Annotated in this window: 13 protein-coding genes and 4 pseudogenes; 8 read left to right on the forward strand and 9 right to left on the reverse strand. The window is 55.8% G+C overall.

Annotated elements, in window-relative coordinates:
- Positions 1-137 precede the first annotated feature (137 nt).
- The 6 genes from OKW35_RS14735 to OKW35_RS14760 all read right to left on the reverse strand — a co-directional run bounded on the left by OKW35_RS14735 (position 138) and on the right by OKW35_RS14760 (position 8011).
- Positions 138-1025: an amidohydrolase family protein gene (locus OKW35_RS14735; protein ID WP_429552423.1), complete on the reverse strand. Its 888-nt coding sequence runs from the start codon at positions 1023-1025 to the stop codon at positions 138-140.
- Between the two features lie 78 nt (positions 1026-1103).
- On the reverse strand, positions 1104-2228 hold the full coding sequence (locus tag OKW35_RS14740) for a porin (RefSeq protein WP_429552424.1): 1125 nt from the start codon (positions 2226-2228) through the stop codon (positions 1104-1106).
- A gap of 126 nt (positions 2229-2354) precedes the next feature.
- Positions 2355-3374, reverse strand: coding sequence for an ABC transporter substrate-binding protein (locus OKW35_RS14745; protein ID WP_429552425.1), 1020 nt, complete (start codon positions 3372-3374; stop codon positions 2355-2357).
- Positions 3375-3482: 108 nt separating this feature from the next.
- Positions 3483-4577: an ABC transporter ATP-binding protein gene (locus OKW35_RS14750; protein WP_429552426.1), complete on the reverse strand. Its 1095-nt coding sequence runs from the start codon at positions 4575-4577 to the stop codon at positions 3483-3485.
- A 14-nt stretch (positions 4578-4591) separates the two neighbouring features.
- A complete protein-coding gene (locus OKW35_RS14755; protein WP_429552427.1) occupies positions 4592-6223 on the reverse strand; it encodes an ABC transporter permease in 1632 nt (543 codons plus the stop codon).
- An 813-nt stretch (positions 6224-7036) separates the two neighbouring features.
- On the reverse strand, positions 7037-8011 hold the full coding sequence (locus OKW35_RS14760; RefSeq protein WP_429552428.1) for a LysR family transcriptional regulator: 975 nt from the start codon (positions 8009-8011) through the stop codon (positions 7037-7039).
- Between the two features lie 885 nt (positions 8012-8896).
- On the opposite strand from OKW35_RS14760, the gene OKW35_RS14765 reads away from it, so the two are divergent.
- From OKW35_RS14765 to OKW35_RS14785, 5 genes and pseudogenes are all read left to right on the forward strand, one after another.
- Entirely contained in the window at positions 8897-9703 is an 807-nt protein-coding gene (locus OKW35_RS14765; protein ID WP_429552429.1) for an HpcH/HpaI aldolase family protein, read from the forward strand.
- A 249-nt stretch (positions 9704-9952) separates the two neighbouring features.
- Positions 9953-10705 carry an electron transfer flavoprotein subunit beta/FixA family protein gene (locus OKW35_RS14770; protein WP_429552430.1) on the forward strand — a complete coding sequence of 251 codons (753 nt, stop codon included), beginning with the start codon at positions 9953-9955 and terminating at the stop codon, positions 10703-10705.
- Positions 10706-10728: 23 nt separating this feature from the next.
- Positions 10729-11664, forward strand: coding sequence for an electron transfer flavoprotein subunit alpha/FixB family protein (locus OKW35_RS14775; RefSeq protein WP_429552431.1), 936 nt, complete (start codon positions 10729-10731; stop codon positions 11662-11664).
- Positions 11665-11759: 95 nt separating this feature from the next.
- A pseudogene (hppD, locus tag OKW35_RS14780) lies at positions 11760-12840 on the forward strand (4-hydroxyphenylpyruvate dioxygenase).
- A 291-nt stretch (positions 12841-13131) separates the two neighbouring features.
- The gene (locus OKW35_RS14785) at positions 13132-14115 is read left to right on the forward strand and encodes a D-2-hydroxyacid dehydrogenase (protein ID WP_429552432.1); all 984 of its coding nucleotides are present in this window, start codon (positions 13132-13134) and stop codon (positions 14113-14115) included.
- 91 nt (positions 14116-14206) lie between these two features.
- On the opposite strand, the pseudogene OKW35_RS14790 reads toward OKW35_RS14785, so the two are convergent.
- Together OKW35_RS14790 and OKW35_RS14795 are read right to left on the reverse strand one after the other, a co-directional pair.
- A pseudogene (locus OKW35_RS14790) lies at positions 14207-14382 on the reverse strand (IS5/IS1182 family transposase); the annotation flags it as partial.
- A pseudogene (locus tag OKW35_RS14795) lies at positions 14372-15543 on the reverse strand (IS3 family transposase); the annotation flags it as partial. The pseudogenes OKW35_RS14790 and OKW35_RS14795, both read right to left, overlap by 11 nt.
- 138 nt (positions 15544-15681) lie before the next feature.
- On the opposite strand from OKW35_RS14795, the gene OKW35_RS14800 reads away from it, so the two are divergent.
- Positions 15682-16947 carry an IS256 family transposase gene (locus OKW35_RS14800; protein ID WP_090812446.1) on the forward strand — a complete coding sequence of 422 codons (1266 nt, stop codon included), beginning with the start codon at positions 15682-15684 and terminating at the stop codon, positions 16945-16947.
- 117 nt (positions 16948-17064) lie between these two features.
- Here the strand turns inward: OKW35_RS14800 and OKW35_RS14805 are convergent.
- Positions 17065-17352 (reverse strand): annotated as a pseudogene (locus OKW35_RS14805) (IS3 family transposase); the annotation flags it as partial.
- Between the two features lie 438 nt (positions 17353-17790).
- Between OKW35_RS14805 and OKW35_RS14810 the strand changes: the two are divergent.
- Together OKW35_RS14810 and OKW35_RS14815 are read left to right on the forward strand one after the other, a co-directional pair.
- Entirely contained in the window at positions 17791-19086 is a 1296-nt protein-coding gene (locus tag OKW35_RS14810) for an MFS transporter (RefSeq protein WP_429552433.1), read from the forward strand.
- Between the two features lie 21 nt (positions 19087-19107).
- Positions 19108-20061, forward strand: a complete 954-nt coding sequence (locus tag OKW35_RS14815) for a LysR substrate-binding domain-containing protein (RefSeq protein WP_429552434.1) — start codon at positions 19108-19110, stop codon at positions 20059-20061.
- Positions 20062-20151: the final 90 nt, after the last annotated feature.

The raw sequence follows: 20151 nt of genomic DNA on the forward strand, positions 1-20151 counted from the left end.
ACAGTCCGATGCCACTGGACATCTCGCATAACCGGTACCACGCAACTCGAACGTATCCGGCAGAGAACGACTGACGCCGTCCTCTTCATTTCTTGGTTCAGAAAAAGTGGCTACCCAACGCAGATCAAAAAAAGGAGCTACCGATCCTCGAACCGGAACAAGCGCGCCGGATTGCTCACGAGGATGAGTTCTCTATCCGATGCCACCGGCGCGATCTCTTCGAGAGCTTCAACCAGGCCAGCGTCGTCTGGGATGTGGTCATTGCCCAGGTGTGGCCAATCTGAACCCCAAATGCAACGGTCCGCGAACTGGTCTGTCAGCGTACGCGCAATCACAATCCCGTCCCGGTAGTCACCGCCCGCGGTGATGCGATCTATTCCACTTACCTTGACGTAGAACAGATCATTCTTAAGGAGCGCTCGAAGGGTTCGCATGTCTTCGTGATCCGGTCCGGACACAGCGGGAACGCGTCCCATATGATCTATTACTACCGTAACCGCGCTTTTCTTCAGAACCGGCCCCAGCTGTGAAAGAAGGCAACTGTCCACTTGAACCTGGAGATGCATCCCGTGCTTCGCGAGCCGCGCACTGAGCGCAACTACATCAGCTACTGGGGCCGCAATTTGCTTTGTCGAGAATGTGAAACGTACAGCGCGAAAACCGGCAAGCGCCAGGCGTTCCAGTTCCGTCTCGCTTACCTCAGGCTTTACCAGAGCGACCCCAAGATAATTCCCGTTAGCAGAGCGGATAGCATCCTCGACGGCACTATTATCGAAGCCGTGAATCCCCGACTGCACTATCACACAACGGTCAAATCCAAGAGCACGATGAAGCGCAAATAGGGTATCCTTCGGAGCGTCGGTTGGGGTAAACGGACGCTCATCAACAAACGGGTAACGGCTTTGCGGCCCTATGACGTGAACATGCGTATCGCAAGCGCCCGATGGCAACCGCATCCGCGGACTTCGTGGATGCGGATCATAACAGTGCGCCGGGATCTCGGACGCAGGGGATGGAACATTCATGTTGGCATTCTCCGATGACGACAAAACCTCGGGACGGTTCAACCGGTCGAACTGACCGGTTCGCTCCCCGGCCAGCTATTAAAACCTGTGACGCATGCCGACTCGCAGCAGGAACTGCCGATTTGTCGTGGATTGACCGGTGAACACCTGATAGATGTCCGCTTTGGCACCATTCGCCGCCTGCTGGAATACTCCTAGCACATAAACATCTGTACGCTTGGACAGGAAGTAGTCTGCGACAGCGTTGACCTGATGATATTCCGGACGATCGCCAGTGCTGTGAACGTGCCCGTTCGTGAAGTTGTAACCAAGCCCCGCAATAATTGTAGGTGTAAAGAAATATTGCCCCCAGACCTCGTAACTGTTAAACCATACCGTATTCCCACTCACGCCGTTCGCGTCGTCATAACGTGCGTTTGTGAATGCTCCCCCGACCTCTGCGGATTGAAAATGATACACCGCACTGGCACCGACGGTTTGCATATTGGACGGGTTACCGACGTATCCAAAGATCCCGGTAGTAGAGGCATGCAAGTTTGCCGTATTCGGCTGGAAATTCCCGTCAGGAAACTGCGTCGCCGGATTACGGGCGTAGAAATACGCGGCAGCTAACGAGAGTGCGCCGCCTGAGTAGCTGGCACCACCAGAAACAGTACTGTTTTGACGGAACTGCCCAGCAACACCCCCGAACGCATACATGCCCTCTACAACGAAACCGTTCCATTTCGGTGAAACATATTTCACTGCATTGCTTACGCGGAACGCATCATCCGAGTTGTCGATGTCATTTACGTGTGAAAACAACGCGCCGTAATGTTGATTGAAGGTGAGCGGCCCAACCAAATCGACTAAGGGATCGTACTGCCGCCCAAAAGTAAGTGAGCCAAAGGTCTCGTTTGTAAGGCCCACATATGCCTGCCGCCCGAAGAGCAAGCCGCCTTGACCGGATTTCCCGGTGAACGGACTAAACCCGCTCTCCAGCTGGAAGATGGCACTGGTCCCGCCGCCGAGATCTTCCTTGCCCTTAATCCCCCAGCGAGATCCCGATACCGCGCTCTGAAATTGATACAACTGCTTTCCGCCATCGTTGTTCACGAAATTCAATCCCGCATCGATTATTCCGTACAGCGTGACGCTACCTTGCGCATATACGTGCCCCGCGAAGCAACCAGCAATCGCCAGCCCAACAACCGACTTTTTCATTTCTGATCTCCAAGCTAATTATGCTTCTCAAGAACCCGGTACGCGACAAGCGGACCATTTCTTTATGCTTCGTAGTACTATTTAGACGATACGACGGAAAATGAACACTAAAAATCTCACCCACTGCTAACGTGTTAAGTATATCTGCCGAGCGACATCGACAGCCTTACTTGCGACTGCCGGGTCAGGACTCTGTTCACCCATCTTTTTGACGTCAACATAGGGTCGCATAGACGGATCAACCTTCTCCAGTACTCCTTTCACAACCGGCCCCATCGCCTCATTTGCACATAGCAATTGCGAATCAGTGCCCAGCAGAAAGTTTACAAACACTCGTGCCGCATTTGGATGTGGTGCATTCTTCAGAATAGCCAGTTTTGCAGTGTATGCGGGCGCCCCTTCCTCCGGCACCATCCACCGCACAGGCAGGCCCTTAGCGACAAGACCGTTGAACGACTCGATGCCAACGTACGCAAGGTATTCCCCACTTGCAACACGACGCTCCATCGCTCCCCAATCGCGGGTTATCAGCGGTTTATTCTTTGCGAATGCTTCCTGGAAGCCTTGACCGAACTTTTGATAGGTGACGTCGAACCACATGTTTCCTACTCCCAAGACATCCATCTGATCAACCGCGATCTTGCCTCGCCACTTCTCATCAGTCAGGTCTTTCCAGCTCTTAACGTCGCCTGGCTTGACGAGTCGATCATTGATAATCATCCCAATGGAGCTACGGGTAACGGGAACCGCATATTTTTCTGCGTGGTAGTCTGGTAAAAGATTTGAGACGTTCGGCAGCGGGCCGAGCGGTTCTAGTGCTCCTTTTTCACCCTGCAAGAAAATCACCGGCGGACCATTCCATTCGACATCGCCAATGAAGCGGTTGGACGCCTGCTCCACTCGAATTCGCTCCAACAACTCGCCTCCGCGTGCGCGGAACGTCTGGACTGTGATTCCGTATTCCTTTCCAAAACGGTCAATGTTGCGGTCCAGACATTTGCTGGACAGCAAGCCAGTATAGAAAACCAGCGTCTTCTCCTTCTTTGCTGCCGCGACAACGGAATCCCACTGTGCATCCTGGGCACAAACTGTCCCTGCGAGACACCCGATGATGGCCGCCATCGTCAGTTTTCGTACGCACTTCATGTAGTTCTCCTTACATATCTCTTGTCACATCTTTCTCGATGCGATACTGAGTCACTCACAGGAACCTGAGCCTTTCACCTGATTTCACGGAATGTGCGCGCTGACTTCTTACGCCTTAACGATCCATGCGACTTCAGGTTTCACATACAGATTTATCTCAGATCCTATGGTCGGATTAGCCAGGGATGAAGTCTCAACGCGAATCCGCTGCTCGCCATTCACGACCGATAGTGATCGCGTCGGCCCACGGAATACCGACTCCTTAACCGTACCTGACCACCGAATTGATTCCCCACTCGTTGGGAGCGAATGGAGGCTCATATCCTCGGACCGGATCATCACGGTAACCTGCGCATCAACTGAAACGTCAGTGGCTGCAGTGCAAGCGCCCTCCCAGCCGGACCCTCTCACCTGTACGGTGAATAGCCCGTCTTGTCTTCGCGAACACGCCAGCGCGGTGGCTTCCAGCATGTTGGGCGAACCGAAGAACGCCGCAACCTGTTTGCTAGTCGGACGATGATATATATCGGTTGGTGGACTTATCTGCAGGATTTTTCCCGAACTCATTACCGCAACACGGTCAGATAGCGACATCGCTTCTGACTGGTCGTGTGTGACGTATAAGGTTGTGATTTTCAATCGCTGTTGTAACTCTCGAAAATCGTCACCCATTTGCATTCTCAGCCGGGTGTCGAGGTTACTCATCGGCTCGTCCAGAAGCAGCACCTGGGGCTCGAAAACCAAAGCGCGCGCGATTGCAATACGCTGCTGCTGTCCTCCAGACAACGCCGGTGCGGGCCGATCGGAAAATCTCTCCATCTCTACGATTCGAAGTGCCTTAGCAACCTTTTCGCGAACCTCGGGAGTTGGCCGTCTGCGGATCTTTAACGGATATGCCACGTTATCGAACACAGTCATATGAGGCCATATCGCGTATGACTGGAAGACCATCCCAATCGAGCGCTTTTCCGGAGGCACGAAAATCTTCCGATCCGCATCGCTCGCGACCATTTTACCGATGCGGATTACGCCTCCACTATTACGCTCAAGGCCAGCTACCATACGCAGGGTCGTGGTTTTCCCACAGCCCGATGGCCCAAGTAAGGTCACGAACTCGCCGGGTTCAACCCGAAGAGTCACATTATCGACGACGGTATTGTTGCCGAAGGTACGGCTAACGTTTTCAAGGGTGATATTTGACATGTCGTTCTAACCAGTCAGACTTTCGATCGGCCGCCGATTTGCGGCAATAGCAAGCGAAATACGATAACAAGCACGATCATCAACAAGCCTATGACGCACACTTCCTCCGCGTTTCCGCTAAGCCAAAGTTTCAACAGCATTACCGACATCACCTCGTTGCCCACGGAGTACAGGAGAATGGAGGCACTCAGCTCCCGCATGATGCCGAAAAACACGAGAACCCAACCAACCACGAAAGACGGCCACGCCAACGCGATCATGATACGTACGAGCGTCTGGGCCCATGTTGCGCCATGCACACGGGAACACTCCTCGAGATCCACGGACAACTGCCGGTAAGCCTCTGTCATACGACGCACTGCAACGGGTGTTCCCAACGACAGGTAGGCAAGGAAAAGAGCCCAGATCGTTCCGTAAATCGGAATCCAAGCCGGCAACATTGCAAAGGCCCACAGGAAGCCCGCACCGAGCACGATACCCGGCAACATCCATGGTATCCATGCAATGACGTCAACTACCTGACGACCCGGCCAACGGGTCCGAACTGTTATATATCCGATAACCGATCCAAGGAACATCGTTGCCGTGGCGCCGCCAAGTCCCAGATACATCGTGTTCCGGAATGACCGCCAAAAGTCTGCGTTGTCGAAGACACTGCGATAGTGATCGAGAGTCAGGGAATCGAGGCTATAGAATCCCAGGAACTGAAAAAACGATCCGATAAACAATTGTCCGATTGGAAGGACCACGGCAACCAGGAAGTATATTGCGCAGATCGCGAACGTCAGCCACTTCCAACGTCCCAAACTAATGGTCGCCGGTCGGAACCCTTTGCCAGTCACGGTTTGAAAGTTCTTGCCACGCAGTACCTTCCATTGCAGCAGCACTACGCACATCATCAATGCAAGCATGACGAAGCCAATCGCTGACGCGTACTGGTAGTCTGGAGGAGTCCGACCAGTGATCGAGTCGTAAATCTCGGTCGTAATGACCTTAACGCCAGCGGGCGTACCGAAAAATACCGGGGACTCGAAAGCCTCGATACCGCGTATGAAGGCAAGGATGGCAGAGCTGGTTATCACTGGCAGCAGCACACCCAAAGTAATCCGCCAGAAGGTGCTTCGATGACCGCCTCCGCACATGCGACTCGCCTCCTCCAGAGACGGATCCATGACGCGAAACGCATCAACGAGAAATAGAAACAGAAAGGCGGTCGAGTATTGCATCAGGTGCCAAACGACACCGCCGTATGAGTAGACGTTGACAAGTGGACTCGACGAGCCCGTCAGCCATCGCCAAGCCTCGTTGATTAGACCCGTCTGCGGATTGCCAAGCATGCCCCACGCCATGGCGGTCAGGATCGGAGGCAGGAAGAACGGGAGAGTAATCAACACTTCCAGCGTTCGGCCCCCAGGGGTATCGGTCCTTGCAATGATCCATGCAAGGAGAATCGCCATGAAGACTGACGGCAACGTTTGGGCTACTGCAATGCCAACGCTATTCGCAAGTATTAGCAGATTGGATTGCTTCAACGCAGCCGCATAACCATCAAGGTTAAAGCTGCCGGCCATACCCGGAGGTGTTGAATGCAGGCTCCCGTAGAGGAGCATAATCATCGGGTAGACGGTAATAAAGGCGAGAAGCACTACGATTAGTCCAACACTCAGGGACTGGACCGACGTCGCACGTCGCAGTGTAAGCCGCACGTGTGCCGACCAACCTGGCGATGTCATTGCGTCATGCTCGCCTTGTGGCACGAGATGTCCGTCAGCGAGATGGGGTTCGCTATCCTGCAATGGCTGCATGGATACTGTCTCCGTACGGGTCAAGTAAGCGCCCGAGTCGTTCTAAGGAATGTGTCGAATCTCGACGCTTCCCAGCTTACTAAAGGTCCCGTCGATGGCTATGCGCATAATTTCGATGAGATTCATCTGCGAAGTCGATAGGTCGCCAAACAGAGGGCAAAATTAGGCATTTACCCTGCCCTTCTGCGCCGATAAAACGCTCGGACTCGTCCCAAACTTTGTAGTCTGCCGAATCAGCATCAGGGAAAATACGTAGGCAAATAAGCGGCACCAGCAGCGCTTGCGGTATCCAGTTTGCGAATGGTAGGGAAAGCGGAACGACTGATTGCCCTTTGACGCGGGAGGACTCGCTCGTTGATTCGAGAGTGCGCTTCGGGTGGCCGCACGATGACCAACGCTCGCCAATAGCGTGGCAAGACGGTCAGAGGGCGGCCTGCGAGACCGTACGAACGATTCGCACCGGGGGGGCGTCTGTTTTGCGCATGCGCACAGGCAAGCTCCCGCTAGCTGTAGTAGCTTCCGATCTGCGAGACCCGTTCAATGGTCCGCGCGCGGTGCCGGCCCATCGATTGGAAAACGAAGACGTGTCACAGACGTTTTGGCCATATACAAGGGTGCCGGCTCGCTCGACTGGCATCGCGCGCGCAATATCATTCATCCCGCAGATCCGCGGGGCGCCATGCCGACCGGGATGGCCGTGCCTAGCTCATCTATTGCCTTGGCCGGATGTCTCGCGAGTCGCGCCCGCAAGTCGTCGATAAGCCATCGCGCGACACGTCCCAATCGATAATTTCGCCGATGAATTACATGCAGACCAATGCTTAGATGACCTCCAGCGAGCCGCTGTAGCGCTATGCGTTTGAGCTGGCCTGACTCGAGATATTCCTCGACAAAATGAAGCGGCACATGGCACCAACCAAAGCCGCCAAGGAGATAATCGAGGCGTGTGCGCTGGTCTGCGAATTGCCAGTAGCGCGATCCTAGCGGCGCACCGGGTGCAACCGTCTGCATGCGCTGCTCTGGGTCTGTCAACACCAGTTGCAAGTGTTGATTGAGCTGCGCATTTGAGATGGCGCCCTCGACTGCCGCCAGGGGGTGTGTGGCGGCAACGACGGGAACAATTGGTATTGCCGCTAGAAATTCACTTTCGAATTCGCCGCGACCTACGTTATAAGGCGGGTAAATACCTATCTGCGCAACACCAGCTTCAAGGCGCTTTTCGGGCGATCCGAGGGCTTCGGCGTAAATAGTGACGCGCACGGATGGGAATTCCTCGCCCAACCCGCGCAAGGTCTCCATCAGGAACTTGCTCGGAAACATCTGCTCGACCGCGAGCGCGATTTCAGGTTCGATGTCTGATGCGAAAACGGCGGCTCGTGCACGCAGGGCTTCGGCGCCCTCGAGCACTATTCTGGCGTCGTCTATCAGCGCGCGACCTGCGTCTGACAAAACAGGAAACTTTCCGGAACGGTCGAAAAGTTGGACCTGCAGTTCGTCCTCCAACGTCTGTACGGATTGGCTGACGGCAGATTGCGCGCGAAGCAGTTTCCTCCCGGCGCCCGAGAAACTACCCTCTTCCGCTGAGGCAACGAGCGCCCGAAGCTGATCGAGCGTCAGGCGGTCAAGCATCGTTCCATCTCCATTTCAGTGAGTTATTCATTCTCCCACTGATAAGGCCGATTGAGGAATGACTGGCAAACCCTTACGGAGTTGCGCGCGAAGCGCTCTCATCTGAACGTAGGCGTAGGCAGAAAGTATCTGTTTTACCGATAGAAAGGTACCGAAGCCTTTGTCGAGCCGTTGAGAAGCCGCTCGCTTCGCAGGCAGTGGGCGCGGGTCTGTCCGGGTCTGCTGACCGCGAGGTGCCGATGAGTTCGCCGAGGGTTGGAGTGAAAGGCGCGTCCAAAAGGCCGACCGCTGCTAACGGAATTTCGGCTCGCCGAGCAGCCAATCGAGCACTTGAATCGCCGAAGACTTTCCTCGACACGATCCCCTACGAGGGGGCAGGTCAAGAACACGCCCCTCTCAAGGTCGCAAATGAATCCGCCGGATCGAAAGTCGTTGACCCATCGGTTCTGACGATAGGACATATCGAAATTTGGCCAATTCCCATCGAGCGCTGAAAGAGATACCTTGTAATCAGTAGTTCACCTGCTGTGGGACGCGGTTGGCTTACCCGACGATCGGTATCAAGACGCCATGTGTGTCAGACGCCCTCAGCGCGGGAGCATCGGCAGAAAAGTTTCAGGAGAAGCGACATTTCGCGGCCCCTCGCGGCTGAAAAACATTCATCCCATGATCCGAGCGCAAGGTTTTACCGAGCTCCTGGATCAGCGGATTCTCATGAATTTGGATCAATGCTTAGGCCGCGTTTTCGCAGCATTAGGTATGGCTATGCGGCCATGATCTTCTTACCTCGTACGCATCCGTTCCGACTCGCCCTCCCGGCTTCGGCCGGCCGCCGTGTCAATCTTGGTGACACTCGAGGCAACGTTACTGCACAGGAGTATTGCCATGGATAACGAAGTTAAGAATCGGCTGCAGCGGGGAGAGTACTGCCTTAATGGATGGCTGGCTATCCCTTCCGGATTCTCAGCCGAAGTGATGGCGCAATGCGGCTGGCATAGCATCACCGTCGATATGCAACACGGCGTCCAGGACTATCAGTCGCTGGTTGCGTGCTTTCAGGCCATTGGCGCACACCCGGTGACTCCTATGGTGCGCGTCCCATGGAATGAGCCGGGCATTATCGGGAAGGTGCTTGACGCAGGCGCATGGGGTGTGATCTGCCCAATGATCAACACCGAAAATAATGCGAAAGCCCTCGCTGCCGCGTGCCTGTATCCGCCCATGGGCAAGCGAAGTAACGGCCCGATCCGAGCGGCGGCATACGGGGTTGCCAGCAGATATCAAACCATCGCGAACGATCAATTGCTGGTGCTTCCAATGATCGAGACCCGTGAGGCGGTCGACAACATTGAGGCCATTCTCGATACGCCAGGAATCGGAGGTATTTATGTTGGTCCAGGTGACCTTGCGTTTTCACTGGGCAAACTACCGGCACTAGATCGCGAGGAGGATGAGTTCCTTTCAATCTACGAGAATCTTGTGAGTCAGACGAGAAAGCGTGGAAAGTTTGCTGGAATCCACACTGGTTCCGCTCAGTACTCAGCCCGCATGATTGAAATGGGATTCCAGTTCATCAGCATCGCGAATGATAGTGGGTTGATGGCGCAAGCTGCGCGTGAGGTCGTTTCCGGCACGCACGATACGGTAGCTGGCCTGAAGGCCCGGCGAGCCGGCGAAACCCCGTCGCTATGAAAATCTTAAGGTCGGGAGTAGACGACATGCGCATGCATGGGAAGTCGGTCAGGCACGGCTCGTCGACCGACGCTCCGCGTGTTGAGGATAGACAGTTTGGACCCTTCGATAAGGATCGCGAAGCGGCAGGCGTCCCGCGGATTTGAGCAAATTCTCGCATCGGCAGCGGTGCGCTCGTATGCCGGACGTCGCATCGCTGAAGTTAATATGTGTGCGACTTCGAGCGTCTCCCGCAATGAGTGGAGTGACATGTCAAAGATACTTGTGGCCGTGAAGAGAGTGGTTGATTACAACGTGACGGTCCGCGTGAAGTCGGACAACACGGATGTCGACATTGCGAATGTGAAGATGTCGATGAACCCGTTCGACGAGATTTCGGTTGAAGAAGCCGTGCGCCTGAAGGAAGCAGGCGTGGCGACGGAAGTGATCGCGGTGTCGGCGGGTGTCACGCAATGTCAGGAAACGCTGCGCACGGCGCTAGCGATCGGCGCGGATCGCGCCATCCTGATCGAGTCTTCTGAGGACTTGCAGCCGCTGGCGGTCGCGAAGCTGCTGAAGGCGCTGGTCGACAAGGAACAGCCTCAGCTGGTGATCCTCGGCAAGCAGGCCATCGACGACGATTCGAACCAGACCGGCCAGATGCTGGCTGCTTTGACGGGTCTGCCGCAGGCGACGTTTGCGTCGAAGATTGTTATTGCCGACGGCCGTGCGACGGTGTCGCGTGAAGTGGATGGCGGGGCTGAAACGCTGTCGCTCAACCTACCCGCGGTCATCACGACCGATCTGCGCCTGAACGAGCCGCGCTATGTGACGCTGCCCAACATCATGAAGGCGAAGAAGAAGCCGCTTGAAATCGTGAAGCCTGAAGACCTGGGCGTCGATGTCACGCCGCGTCTGAAGACGCTGAAAGTAAGTGAGCCGCCCAGGCGCAGCGCAGGCGTGAAGGTCGCCGACGTGAAGACGCTGGTCGAGAAGCTCAAGACCGAAGCCAAGGTGATCTAAGGACAACGCAGGAGACGGACGAAATGACGATTCTGGTAATTGCCGAACACGACAATGCATCGCTGAAGGCGGAGACGCTGAACACCGTGGCTGCCGCGCAGAAGATCGGTGGCGATATTCATGTGCTGATCGCCGGTCACAACGCGCAGGCTGCAGCGGAAGCGGCGGCCAAGGTTGCGGGCGTTTCGAAGGTTCTGTTGGCCGATGCGCCGCAACTTGAAGCGGGTCTCGCGGAAAACGTCGAAGCGACGGTGCTGAACATCGCCAAGGACTACTCGCACATCCTGGCGCCGGCGACGGCCTACGGCAAGAACATCGCCCCGCGCGTCGCGGCGAAGCTGGACGTTGCGCAGATCAGCGACATCACGGCAGCCGATTCCGCCGACACGTTTGAGCGCCCGATCTACGCGGGCAACGCGATCGCGATCGTGCTGTCGGCTGATCCGATCAAGGTGGTCACGGTGCGCTCGACGGGTTTCGACCCGGTCGCGGCAGAAGGCGGTAGCGCATCGGTCGAAAAGATCGAAGCAGCGGCAGATCAAGGCATCTCGCAGTTCGTGAGCCGTGAAGTGACGAAGCTGGACCGTCCGGAACTGACGTCGGCATCGATCATCGTGTCGGGTGGCCGCGGTCTGGGCAGCGGCGAGAACTACACGAAGATGCTGGAGCCGCTTGCCGACAAGCTCAACGCAGCGATGGGCGCGTCGCGCGCCGCCGTCGACGCCGGCTACGTGCCGAACGACTATCAGGTCGGTCAGACGGGCAAGATCGTCGCGCCGCAACTGTATGTGGCTGTCGGCATCTCGGGCGCGATCCAGCATCTGGCCGGGATGAAGGACTCGAAGGTCATCGTTGCAATCAACAAAGACCCGGAAGCGCCGATTTTCAGCGTCGCGGATTACGGTCTGGTCGGCGATCTGTTCGAATTGGTCCCCAGTCTCGTTGACGCGCTTGAATAGGATACGCGGGGAAATGCTGGAGCACGGCGGCGGCGACTGCCGGCTTCGTGGATTCTTCGCGTAACGTCGTTTTCCTCAACTGATTGAGATATTCCATGAGCGATCTTTTTGAAAACCCGATGGGGCTAATGGGCTTTGAGTTTGTAGAATTCGCGTCGCCCGAACCTGGAGTATTGGAGCCGCTATTTGAAGCAATGGGATTTACGCTGTTCGCGAAACATCGCTCTAAGGACGTTGTGCTGTACCGGCAGGGTGAGATCAACTTCATTATCAACCGCGAACCCAACAGTCACGCCGCATATTTTGCTGCAGAGCATGGACCCAGTGCGTGTGGATTGGCGTTTCGCGTCAAGGATTCGCACGCCGCATATGCCCGCGCGCTTTCGCTTGGGGCCGAGCCGATCGAGATTGCGACCGGCCCCATGGAGCTCAAATTGCCGGCCATCAAGGGGATTGCGGGCGCACCGATCTACCTTATTGATCGGTTCGAAAGCGGCAAGGCAATTTACGATATTGATTTTGAGCTCGTCGATGGCGTGGACGAACATCCCACGGGACTTGGGCTTCGTTTGGTGGATCATCTTACGCATAACGTCTACCGCGGGAGAATGGCGCACTGGGCGGCCTTTTACGAAAAATTGTTTAATTTCCGCGAAATTCGCTACTTTGACATTTCGGGCGAATACACCGGCCTCACATCGCGCGCGATGACGGCACCGGATGGAAAGATCCGAATTCCTCTTAACGAAGAATCGGCGAAGGGCGGTGGCCAGATCGAAGAGTTCCTGATGGCATTTAACGGCGAGGGGATTCAGCATATCGCGCTGCTGGCCGACGACCTGTTGTCAGTTATCGATCGCCTTAAAGCATCCGGCGTCTCGCTTATGGACGCGCCAAACAAGTTCTACTACGAGGCGCTCGACGATCGAATTCCCGATCACGGTGAACCGGTCACGGAACTTCGGGCGCGCGGGATTCTGTTGGATGGCAAGGTCGAAAATGGCCACCCCGCGTCTTCTGTTGCAGATTTTCTCCAAGCCGGTTCTTGGCCCCGTCTTCTTCGAATTCATCCAGCGTAAAGGGGACGATGGTTTCGGCGAGGGTAACTTTAAGGCGCTGTTCAAGTCTATTGAAACCGATCAGGTCAGGCGCGGCGTCATCAAGGTGGAAAGCTGAGGGTGAAAATTGATCGCGCCGTCGCGGACGATCGTCGAGGATTCGGCGTATGTTGCGCGGTCCAAACACGGCGAAACCAGTTCGAGAAAAGCGAACGCGGAACACGACAATTACGTGTACTTTCACAGCAACGCTGCCTACAAGTGGCGTGAGAGATGTCGAAGGTTGTGAGCCCCTAACTGTGTACCGTGTTCGGGGGCATAGGCGAGCTTTGGGGCAATCGCGATGCCGATACCCGCTCGTTGGTGCATCTGATCCTTAGTCAATGACGACAACATCAAGGAATTGCCAATGTCGAACCCGACATCCCCATTAAAGATTGTGTTCCTCGATCGCGCGACCATTCCGCCATCCATCAGGCTGAAAGAGCTTCCGTTTGCGCACGAACTACAGCTGTTCGACCGGACATCGGGCGATGAGATCGGTCAAAGAATTCGTGATGCCGATATCGTGATAACGAACAAGGTGAAACTGAGCGCGGCCGACCTTTCCGCAGCCGAAAAGCTCAAGCTTGTGGCGATTGCGGCCACTGGGTCAGACAATGTCGATTTGCAGACATGTACCGATCGCAATATTGCCGTGTGCAACGTTCGAAACTACGCGACACATACCGTCCCTGAACATACCTTCGCCTTGATTTTTGCGCTACGCCGCAGCCTCGTGGCCTATCGCGACGCAGTGCGTGTCGGTCGCTGGGCCAAATCCGGACAGTTCTGTTTTTTTGATTTTCCGATCCGCAATCTCGCCGCGTCGACCATCGGTATCGTAGGCGATGGTGCACTCGGTCTTGCTACAGCGAGTATCGCCCGTGCATTGGGCCTACGCGTTCTGTTTTCTGCATACAAGGGTCGAACTGACATGGGGCCCCTCTACACACCTTTTGAGCAGGTGCTGCAGGATTCCGACATCATCACGCTGCATTGCCCACTTATCGACTCGACCCGCGATCTGATCGCGGATGAGGAGTTCGCGCAGATGAAACGCAGACCCATTCTTATCAATACTGCGCGCGGCGGACTTGTCAACGAGCCATCATTGGTCCGCGCCTTGTTGTCGAACCAGATTTCGGGGGCCGGTTTCGACGTCGTCACTGAAGAACCACTGCCTGAAGACCACCCCTTTACGGCAGTTCTCGATCGTCCCAACTTCATCTTGACCCCTCACGTTGCGTGGGCAAGTGAGGAGGCCATTCAGACGCTCGCGGACCAGTTGATCGACAACATCGCTGAATTTATCAAGGGTAACCCTCGAAACATGATCAACAAAACGCCCTAGTTCTCCCCGGCTATCTAACAATCCGCCCGACGAACGTTTTCCAAGGCGTGCGAGTGCGTCTTGGACCATGGCCTTTTCAACGCGATCAACCTTGCAGCATCGTTGCAATCGGAACGGCGGCCGACCGGTGTCGCCCATGGGATAGTGCCGCTCAATCAGCGCAATCAGCTTCAATCAGGGCACAACACGTCGCATCTCATTGAGAAATTCCCGTTTGCGCGTGCGCTTGGGGGTGCGGCTAAAATCTTGGACTGGTTTATGCCGCAATTCCGAGACTTTGCCGGTATTCGAGGGGGCTGAGAGAGCTGAGCGAGACCTTGATCCGCGTTGCGTTGTACCAGCGGATGTAAGAGTCGAGGACCTCAATGAAGTGTTCAACGGTCGTCGCCCGCCAGTCACGAGGATAAAACAGCTCCGTCTTGAGCCGCCCGAAGAAGCCTTCGCAGGCTGCATTGTCAGGCGAGCATCCTTTGCGTGACATAGAGCGCGTGAGCCTGGCATCGTGCATCCTGGATAGCCATCCCGGCCAACGATAGTGCGCACCGCGGTCGGAGTGGACCACAGGCCGCTCATCACAATCAGCCACCGACTCGATGGCTGAATCCAGCATGATATTGACGAGTTCAGCATCTGGCCGCGTGCCGATTGACCAGCTCACGACGAGACCGTCGAAGCAGTCGATCACCGGCGACAGATATACCTTGCCAGCCGGGATCTGGAATTCGGTAATGTCGGTCAGCCATTTCTGATTCGGGGCGGCTGCACGGAAATCACGATTGATGAGATTCTCCGGCGCGGGACTTATTTCTCCACGATAGGTGCCGTAGCGACGTCGTCTGGCCGTGGCAGCGGTCAGACCTTCCTGTCGCATCAAACGTCGCACCACCTTCTCCGAGATGAAGACCTGTTGCCTGATCAATGCCGCGCGGATTCGACGGCAGCCGTAGCAGCGGTGATTGCGCTCGAAGATGTCTGCCATGACGCGACGCGCAGCCGCATACCTGTCAGCGACAAGCAGACGTGCACGGTGATAGAAGTAGGAGCTGCGCGCAAGCCCCAGGACGGCTAGCAATTCCGGCAACGCATAGGTTTGCTTCAGGGCATCAACCAGCATCGTCTTCTCCTGGTTGCTCAGGAGTTGCGGGTCGATGCCCATTCCTTTTTTTACCAGTTCGTTCGCCTTCTTGAGGATGTCGCGCTCGAGCTCCAACTTCCGTATGTCGCGTCGAAGCGATTCGACCTGCTGCTCCAGCTCCGCACGCTCATGGTCTGGTGCTGGCTTCTTCTTGCGCTTCATGGATGCAGGACCTCCCGGCCGAGTAGCTGGTTCTTCCAGTTGTATAGCATCGGCCTGCTCACGCCAGCTTTCTGGGCAACTACGCGTGCGCTTTCCTCTCTGGTGCAGAGTTCGATGACCGCCGCCTGCTTGGCCTCCCGCGATCTCGCAAGAGCTAAAGTCGAATCTGGTGTACGGGGGAGTTGAGGCGGGAAGTTGAAGGCGGTGGAGGTTTCAGCTGAGAATCTGATTGTCGAAGTCGGAAACCAGCAAACAACAAACCATCCACCATGAGCAAGGATACGGAAAAAGCAGTTGTCGGTCTATTGGGCGCCGGCCTGGGGCTGGACGATTTGGTTCGTCAAGGGGCACGGCAAGTGATTCAACAAGCGATTGAAGCGGAGCTGGCAGAGCTGATGGAGCGGTTCGCGAACGTCAAGACCATGCATGGACAGCGCGCGGTGGTCCGCAACGGCTACTTGCCGGAACGCGATGTGTTGACGGCGGCCGGGCCGATTCAGGTGAAGGTACCGAAGGTGCGTGATCGATCAGGATTCGGCGTGAAGTTCAACTCGACGATCGTGCCGCCGTACGTGAGGAAGTCGCCCCGCGTAAGCGCAGCCCTGCCGTGGCTGTATCTGAAGGGTATTTCGACGGGCGACATGGGCGAAGCGTTAAAGGTGCTCGTGGGCGATGACGCCAAGGGCTTGTCGGCCAACGTGGTGAGTCGGCTGAAGGCGCAATGGGCTGAAGATCATGCGGCCTGGAGCAAGCGGGACTTGTCGGAATCACACTATGTGTACTGGTGGGTGGACGGCATTCACACCGGGCTGCGCAGCGAGAACTCGGACGGTCAATGCTTGCTCGTGATCATCGGCGTGAGGCCGGATGGGAGCAAAGAGCGCGTGGCGATCGGCGATGGGTATCGCGAGACGAAAGCATCGTGGCTGGAACTGTTGCTCGACCTGAAAAAGCGCGGTCTGAAGGCGGGTCCACGGCTGGCGGTCGGCGACGGCGCGATGGGCTTCTGGGCGGCGCTGGAGGAAGTGTTTCCGACAACGCGTGGTCAGCGCTGTTGGTTTCACAAGATGGGCAACGTGCTCAACGCGCTGCCCAAGTCGCAGCAGGCGCGCGCGAAGGCCGACATGCAATCGATCTGGATGGCCGCGACGCGTGCCGAAGCCCATGCCGCGTTCGATCGTTTCGTGTCGATCTATGCGGCCAAATATCCGAAGGCGGCGGAGACGCTGAAGAAGGACCGAGAGAGCTTGCTGGCCTTCTACGAGTTCCCCGCCGAACATTGGCAGCATCTGCGTACCACCAACGCGATTGAATCGACGTTCGCGACGGTGCGCCACCGTACGACACGTACGCGTAACTGCGTGTCGCGACCTACCTTCCTCGGCCTGGCATTCAAGCTGATTGAGGAAGCCGAGAAAACTTGGCGCCGTATCAACGGCCCGGAAAAGATCAAGCTGTTGCTCGAGGGTGTGGCCTTCAAGGACGGCGAACCGGTGCAAGACGATCGACCGGTTCAGCAGAAACTCGCCGCTTGAAATCGACCGCCATCAAAATGTTCATACACCACTCTTGACGTTAGCTCATCTCGCAACGCTGCCAGCCACTCTACCAACAATACGCTTTCCGATCTGGGGGCACAGTTCTTCGATCTAGGCGGCAAGCGTCCCACGACTCGGATAGCCCAGAGCTCTCAGGGTTGCGGCAGCACATCGGTCATGGTTCAGATAGTGATCGACGGCAGCCTGCTTCTGTTCGGCCGAATACCTCTGCGCGGCACGAACATAGCCGATCCGCAAATCATGACACTGTTCGTATTCGCGATGCCAGCCTTTCAGAGAATTCTTGGTCGGGTAACCCAGCTGTCTGATAGTCGCCCTGATGCGTTTTCCCAACTTCAGATAAAGCCGAACCGCTTGAATGCGGTCTTCGTACGAGTACATGGACTACCTCCGGTAGTCCATGATTTTGTCCGCACCCCCCTTGTAACACTGTCATTTTTCTTACATCAAGAAGCGCTCGCACGTCACTTTGCGGGACGCGTCCCGCGTCGCGACTGCCAAGTTTTTCGCCTACTCACAATTGTCGTCAACTTCAGAATAATGACGTCCCGCGAACTGGTAAATTGGGGTCACCTGGTCAAATGACCACCCACGGCTAAGTGCTTTCCCTCATTTGAGCCCCCGAGGCCCGGTTGTGTGTCGCCTGCGTCCTCTTGGGGATAGACATCTGCTGCGGGACAACCGCACCTATCGGTGTGCGCGATGGATCGTATCGAAATTTCGCCACTTCCCATAATAGAAGTAAGGGGCTACCTTGGCTGAAAAATGTTCGCTCGTGGAGGCGCATCCACGACGACCTAATACCTTCCGGAGACGTTGATGACCATTGAATCCCGCACGATTCGAAAACTGATGTGGTGGGTAGTCCCAATCCTGGCGCTGGGTTCGGTGTTACAGGCGTTCAGTCAGATGAATGTGGCCTATGCCGGTCTCGAAATGACTCGCGAACTCAAGTTTACCGGCGCCCAGTTCGGATTTGGCTCCGGAATTTTCTTCCTAACCTATATGTTGATGGGTGCCCCGTCCAACCTGGCCCTCGTTAAGCTGGGTGCCCGTTTTTGGATCGCGCTGACGATGTTCATTTGGGGCGTCCTTGGCGCATCACTTGCCCTCGTGAAAACGCCCGGCACCTTCTACGTCATCCGCTTGGCCATGGGTGCCGCAGAAGCCGGATTCGCGCCGACCGTCGTCTTCATCGCAGGGACATGGTTTCCGGAGAAGTATCGCGGCCGTGTACTCAGCCTACTGCTTGTGACTCACCCACTTGCGGCATTGATCGCGGCGCAGATTTCGGCGTTTCTTTTACACATGCATGGACTCCTCGGCCTAACAGGTTGGCAGAACATATTCGTGTTTGAAGCACTGCCCTCGTGCCTTCTTGCCATGGTTGTTCTCTTCGCCCTCCCTGCGCGAGTGGAAGAGAGCCGCTGGCTCAGTCCAGAGGAGCAGCGTTGGATTAGGCGCCAGTTGGATGAGGAGAACAATCAGCGTCAGCCGCGCATTCAAACTCAAAGGCGATCGTGGATGAGCCCGCGCATCGCACTCTTTACGGCTGTCTATTTTGGCGTGTCGTGCCTCCCATTTGGGCTCATCTTCTTCCTACCTAAAATTATTCAAGGCTTTGGTCTTAGCGGAACCGTCGCCGCAATGTTGGCAGGTGTACCTTTCGCAGTCGGAGCAATTTTCATGCTGCTGTGGGGATATAGCTCCGATAAGTCAGGTGAGCGCCTTTTCCACGCCGTCACGGCGGTGTTCGTCGCTCTCATTGGCTGCGCTTGCTACCTCACCAGTCATCACCCTGTCGCAGGCTTGCTCGGTCTTAGTTTGACTTTTGGTGGCGTCTACGCCTTCTCACCGGTCTTCTGGGCTATTCCTACACAGATGCTGTCTGGAACGGAAGCAGCGGCAGGGCTGGGCATAATCAATGGAGTCGGCTCCATCTCTGGAATTCTTGCACCCACTCTAATGGGTACAGTCAAAGATTGGACGGGGTCCTACACCGTTGGTCTCTTAATTATCATGTCGGTCGCATTTCTGAGTTCCATTCTCCTGCTCTTCTGCGGCAAGTTTCGCTCCCGTGAGGATCAGATGGCTCGCCCGACAGCGCTCCAATGACTAACTACCGGCGTGACTACAATGAAGCTTCGCCAGATGCAATGCTTTATAACCACGGTGGACTGCGACTTCAATGTGGCGCGCGCGGCAGCTACACTCCATGCCACTCCTCCGGCAATAAGCAAACAATTGCGGCTTTTTGAAGCAGAACTGGGATTTGCCCTCTTCTTGAGAGCCGGTGCGAAGTTCGTTGGTCTCACACGAAGTGGAGAGAAGGTTCTTCGGTGGTCTCGGACCGCATTGAATGCAGCCAAAAATATTCGAAAAATCTCGGAGGACGCTCGTACTGAAGGACGAGGCAAGGTCGTAATCGCCACGACCTACACTCATGCGCGATACGTACTTTTGGAAGCTATCGCCGAGTTTAGAAAGCGTTTCCCGCTGGCCCAATTTAATCTTCTTCAGGGAACTGTTTCCTCGGTCAGAAAGTCCGTACTCGCTGGGAAAGCAGATTTCGGAATCTCCCTGGAATCGTCGGTTCCGTGCGACGTCGACATCGTTTCCCAACCGTTTCTCGAACTTAGTCAAGTTGTGGTGGCGAAGCCGGGACACGCCATCCTTACTGCGGACTGCGTCACGCTAGAAGAACTGGCTAAGTATCCGATCATTGCGAATGCCGCGAGTATGGAGGAAGTTGATCGAAAGTTCCGTGACGCAGGCCTATCCGTCGACTATGTTCTCGAGGCTCGTGACGCAGAGGTCATGAAGAGCTATGCATCTGCGGGACTGGGCGTAGCTATCATTCCCGCCATTGCCTATTCCGAAACGACCGACACCTTGCTACGCGCGCGCGACTTACGGCAACTGTTCAGCCCTCTAGTAAGCAGCCTTTTACTCAGGCGGGAATCGTACCTTACGAGATCTGCTCTCGACTTTCTGGAGTTGATTTCGCCACGCTTCAACTATGACACAATCCGTAGTCTATTGGATGAGCGCTCATCTGCTAACGATTGTCATTCGCTTCAATCTGCCTAGCCGCCATTAGTCACTTGAGCCTTCAAGGCGTGGGAAAATCCGTTTTCCGCGCAAAATTTCACACGACCTGGTCGCGGCCGGGTCTTATCG

It is taken from the genome of Paraburkholderia sp. MM5477-R1 (assembly GCF_050436385.1).
Classification (GTDB): domain Bacteria; phylum Pseudomonadota; class Gammaproteobacteria; order Burkholderiales; family Burkholderiaceae; genus Paraburkholderia; species Paraburkholderia tuberum.

What these genes read in the sequence shown, in the direction of transcription:
- OKW35_RS14735 (WP_429552423.1), bottom strand. Translation starts at nt 1,025, where the DNA reads ATGAATGTTCCATCCCCTGCGTCCGAGATCCCGGCGCACTGTTATGAT.
- OKW35_RS14740 (WP_429552424.1), bottom strand. Translation starts at nt 2,228, where the DNA reads ATGAAAAAGTCGGTTGTTGGGCTGGCGATTGCTGGTTGCTTCGCGGGG.
- OKW35_RS14745 (WP_429552425.1), bottom strand. Translation starts at nt 3,374, where the DNA reads ATGAAGTGCGTACGAAAACTGACGATGGCGGCCATCATCGGGTGTCTC.
- OKW35_RS14750 (WP_429552426.1), bottom strand. Translation starts at nt 4,577, where the DNA reads ATGTCAAATATCACCCTTGAAAACGTTAGCCGTACCTTCGGCAACAAT.
- OKW35_RS14760 (WP_429552428.1), bottom strand. Translation starts at nt 8,011, where the DNA reads ATGCTTGACCGCCTGACGCTCGATCAGCTTCGGGCGCTCGTTGCCTCA.
- OKW35_RS14765 (WP_429552429.1), top strand. Translation starts at nt 8,897, where the DNA reads ATGGATAACGAAGTTAAGAATCGGCTGCAGCGGGGAGAGTACTGCCTT.
- OKW35_RS14770 (WP_429552430.1), top strand. Translation starts at nt 9,953, where the DNA reads ATGTCAAAGATACTTGTGGCCGTGAAGAGAGTGGTTGATTACAACGTG.
- OKW35_RS14775 (WP_429552431.1), top strand. Translation starts at nt 10,729, where the DNA reads ATGACGATTCTGGTAATTGCCGAACACGACAATGCATCGCTGAAGGCG.
- OKW35_RS14785 (WP_429552432.1), top strand. Translation starts at nt 13,132, where the DNA reads ATGTCGAACCCGACATCCCCATTAAAGATTGTGTTCCTCGATCGCGCG.
- OKW35_RS14800 (WP_090812446.1), top strand. Translation starts at nt 15,682, where the DNA reads ATGAGCAAGGATACGGAAAAAGCAGTTGTCGGTCTATTGGGCGCCGGC.
- OKW35_RS14810 (WP_429552433.1), top strand. Translation starts at nt 17,791, where the DNA reads ATGACCATTGAATCCCGCACGATTCGAAAACTGATGTGGTGGGTAGTC.
- OKW35_RS14815 (WP_429552434.1), top strand. Translation starts at nt 19,108, where the DNA reads ATGAAGCTTCGCCAGATGCAATGCTTTATAACCACGGTGGACTGCGAC.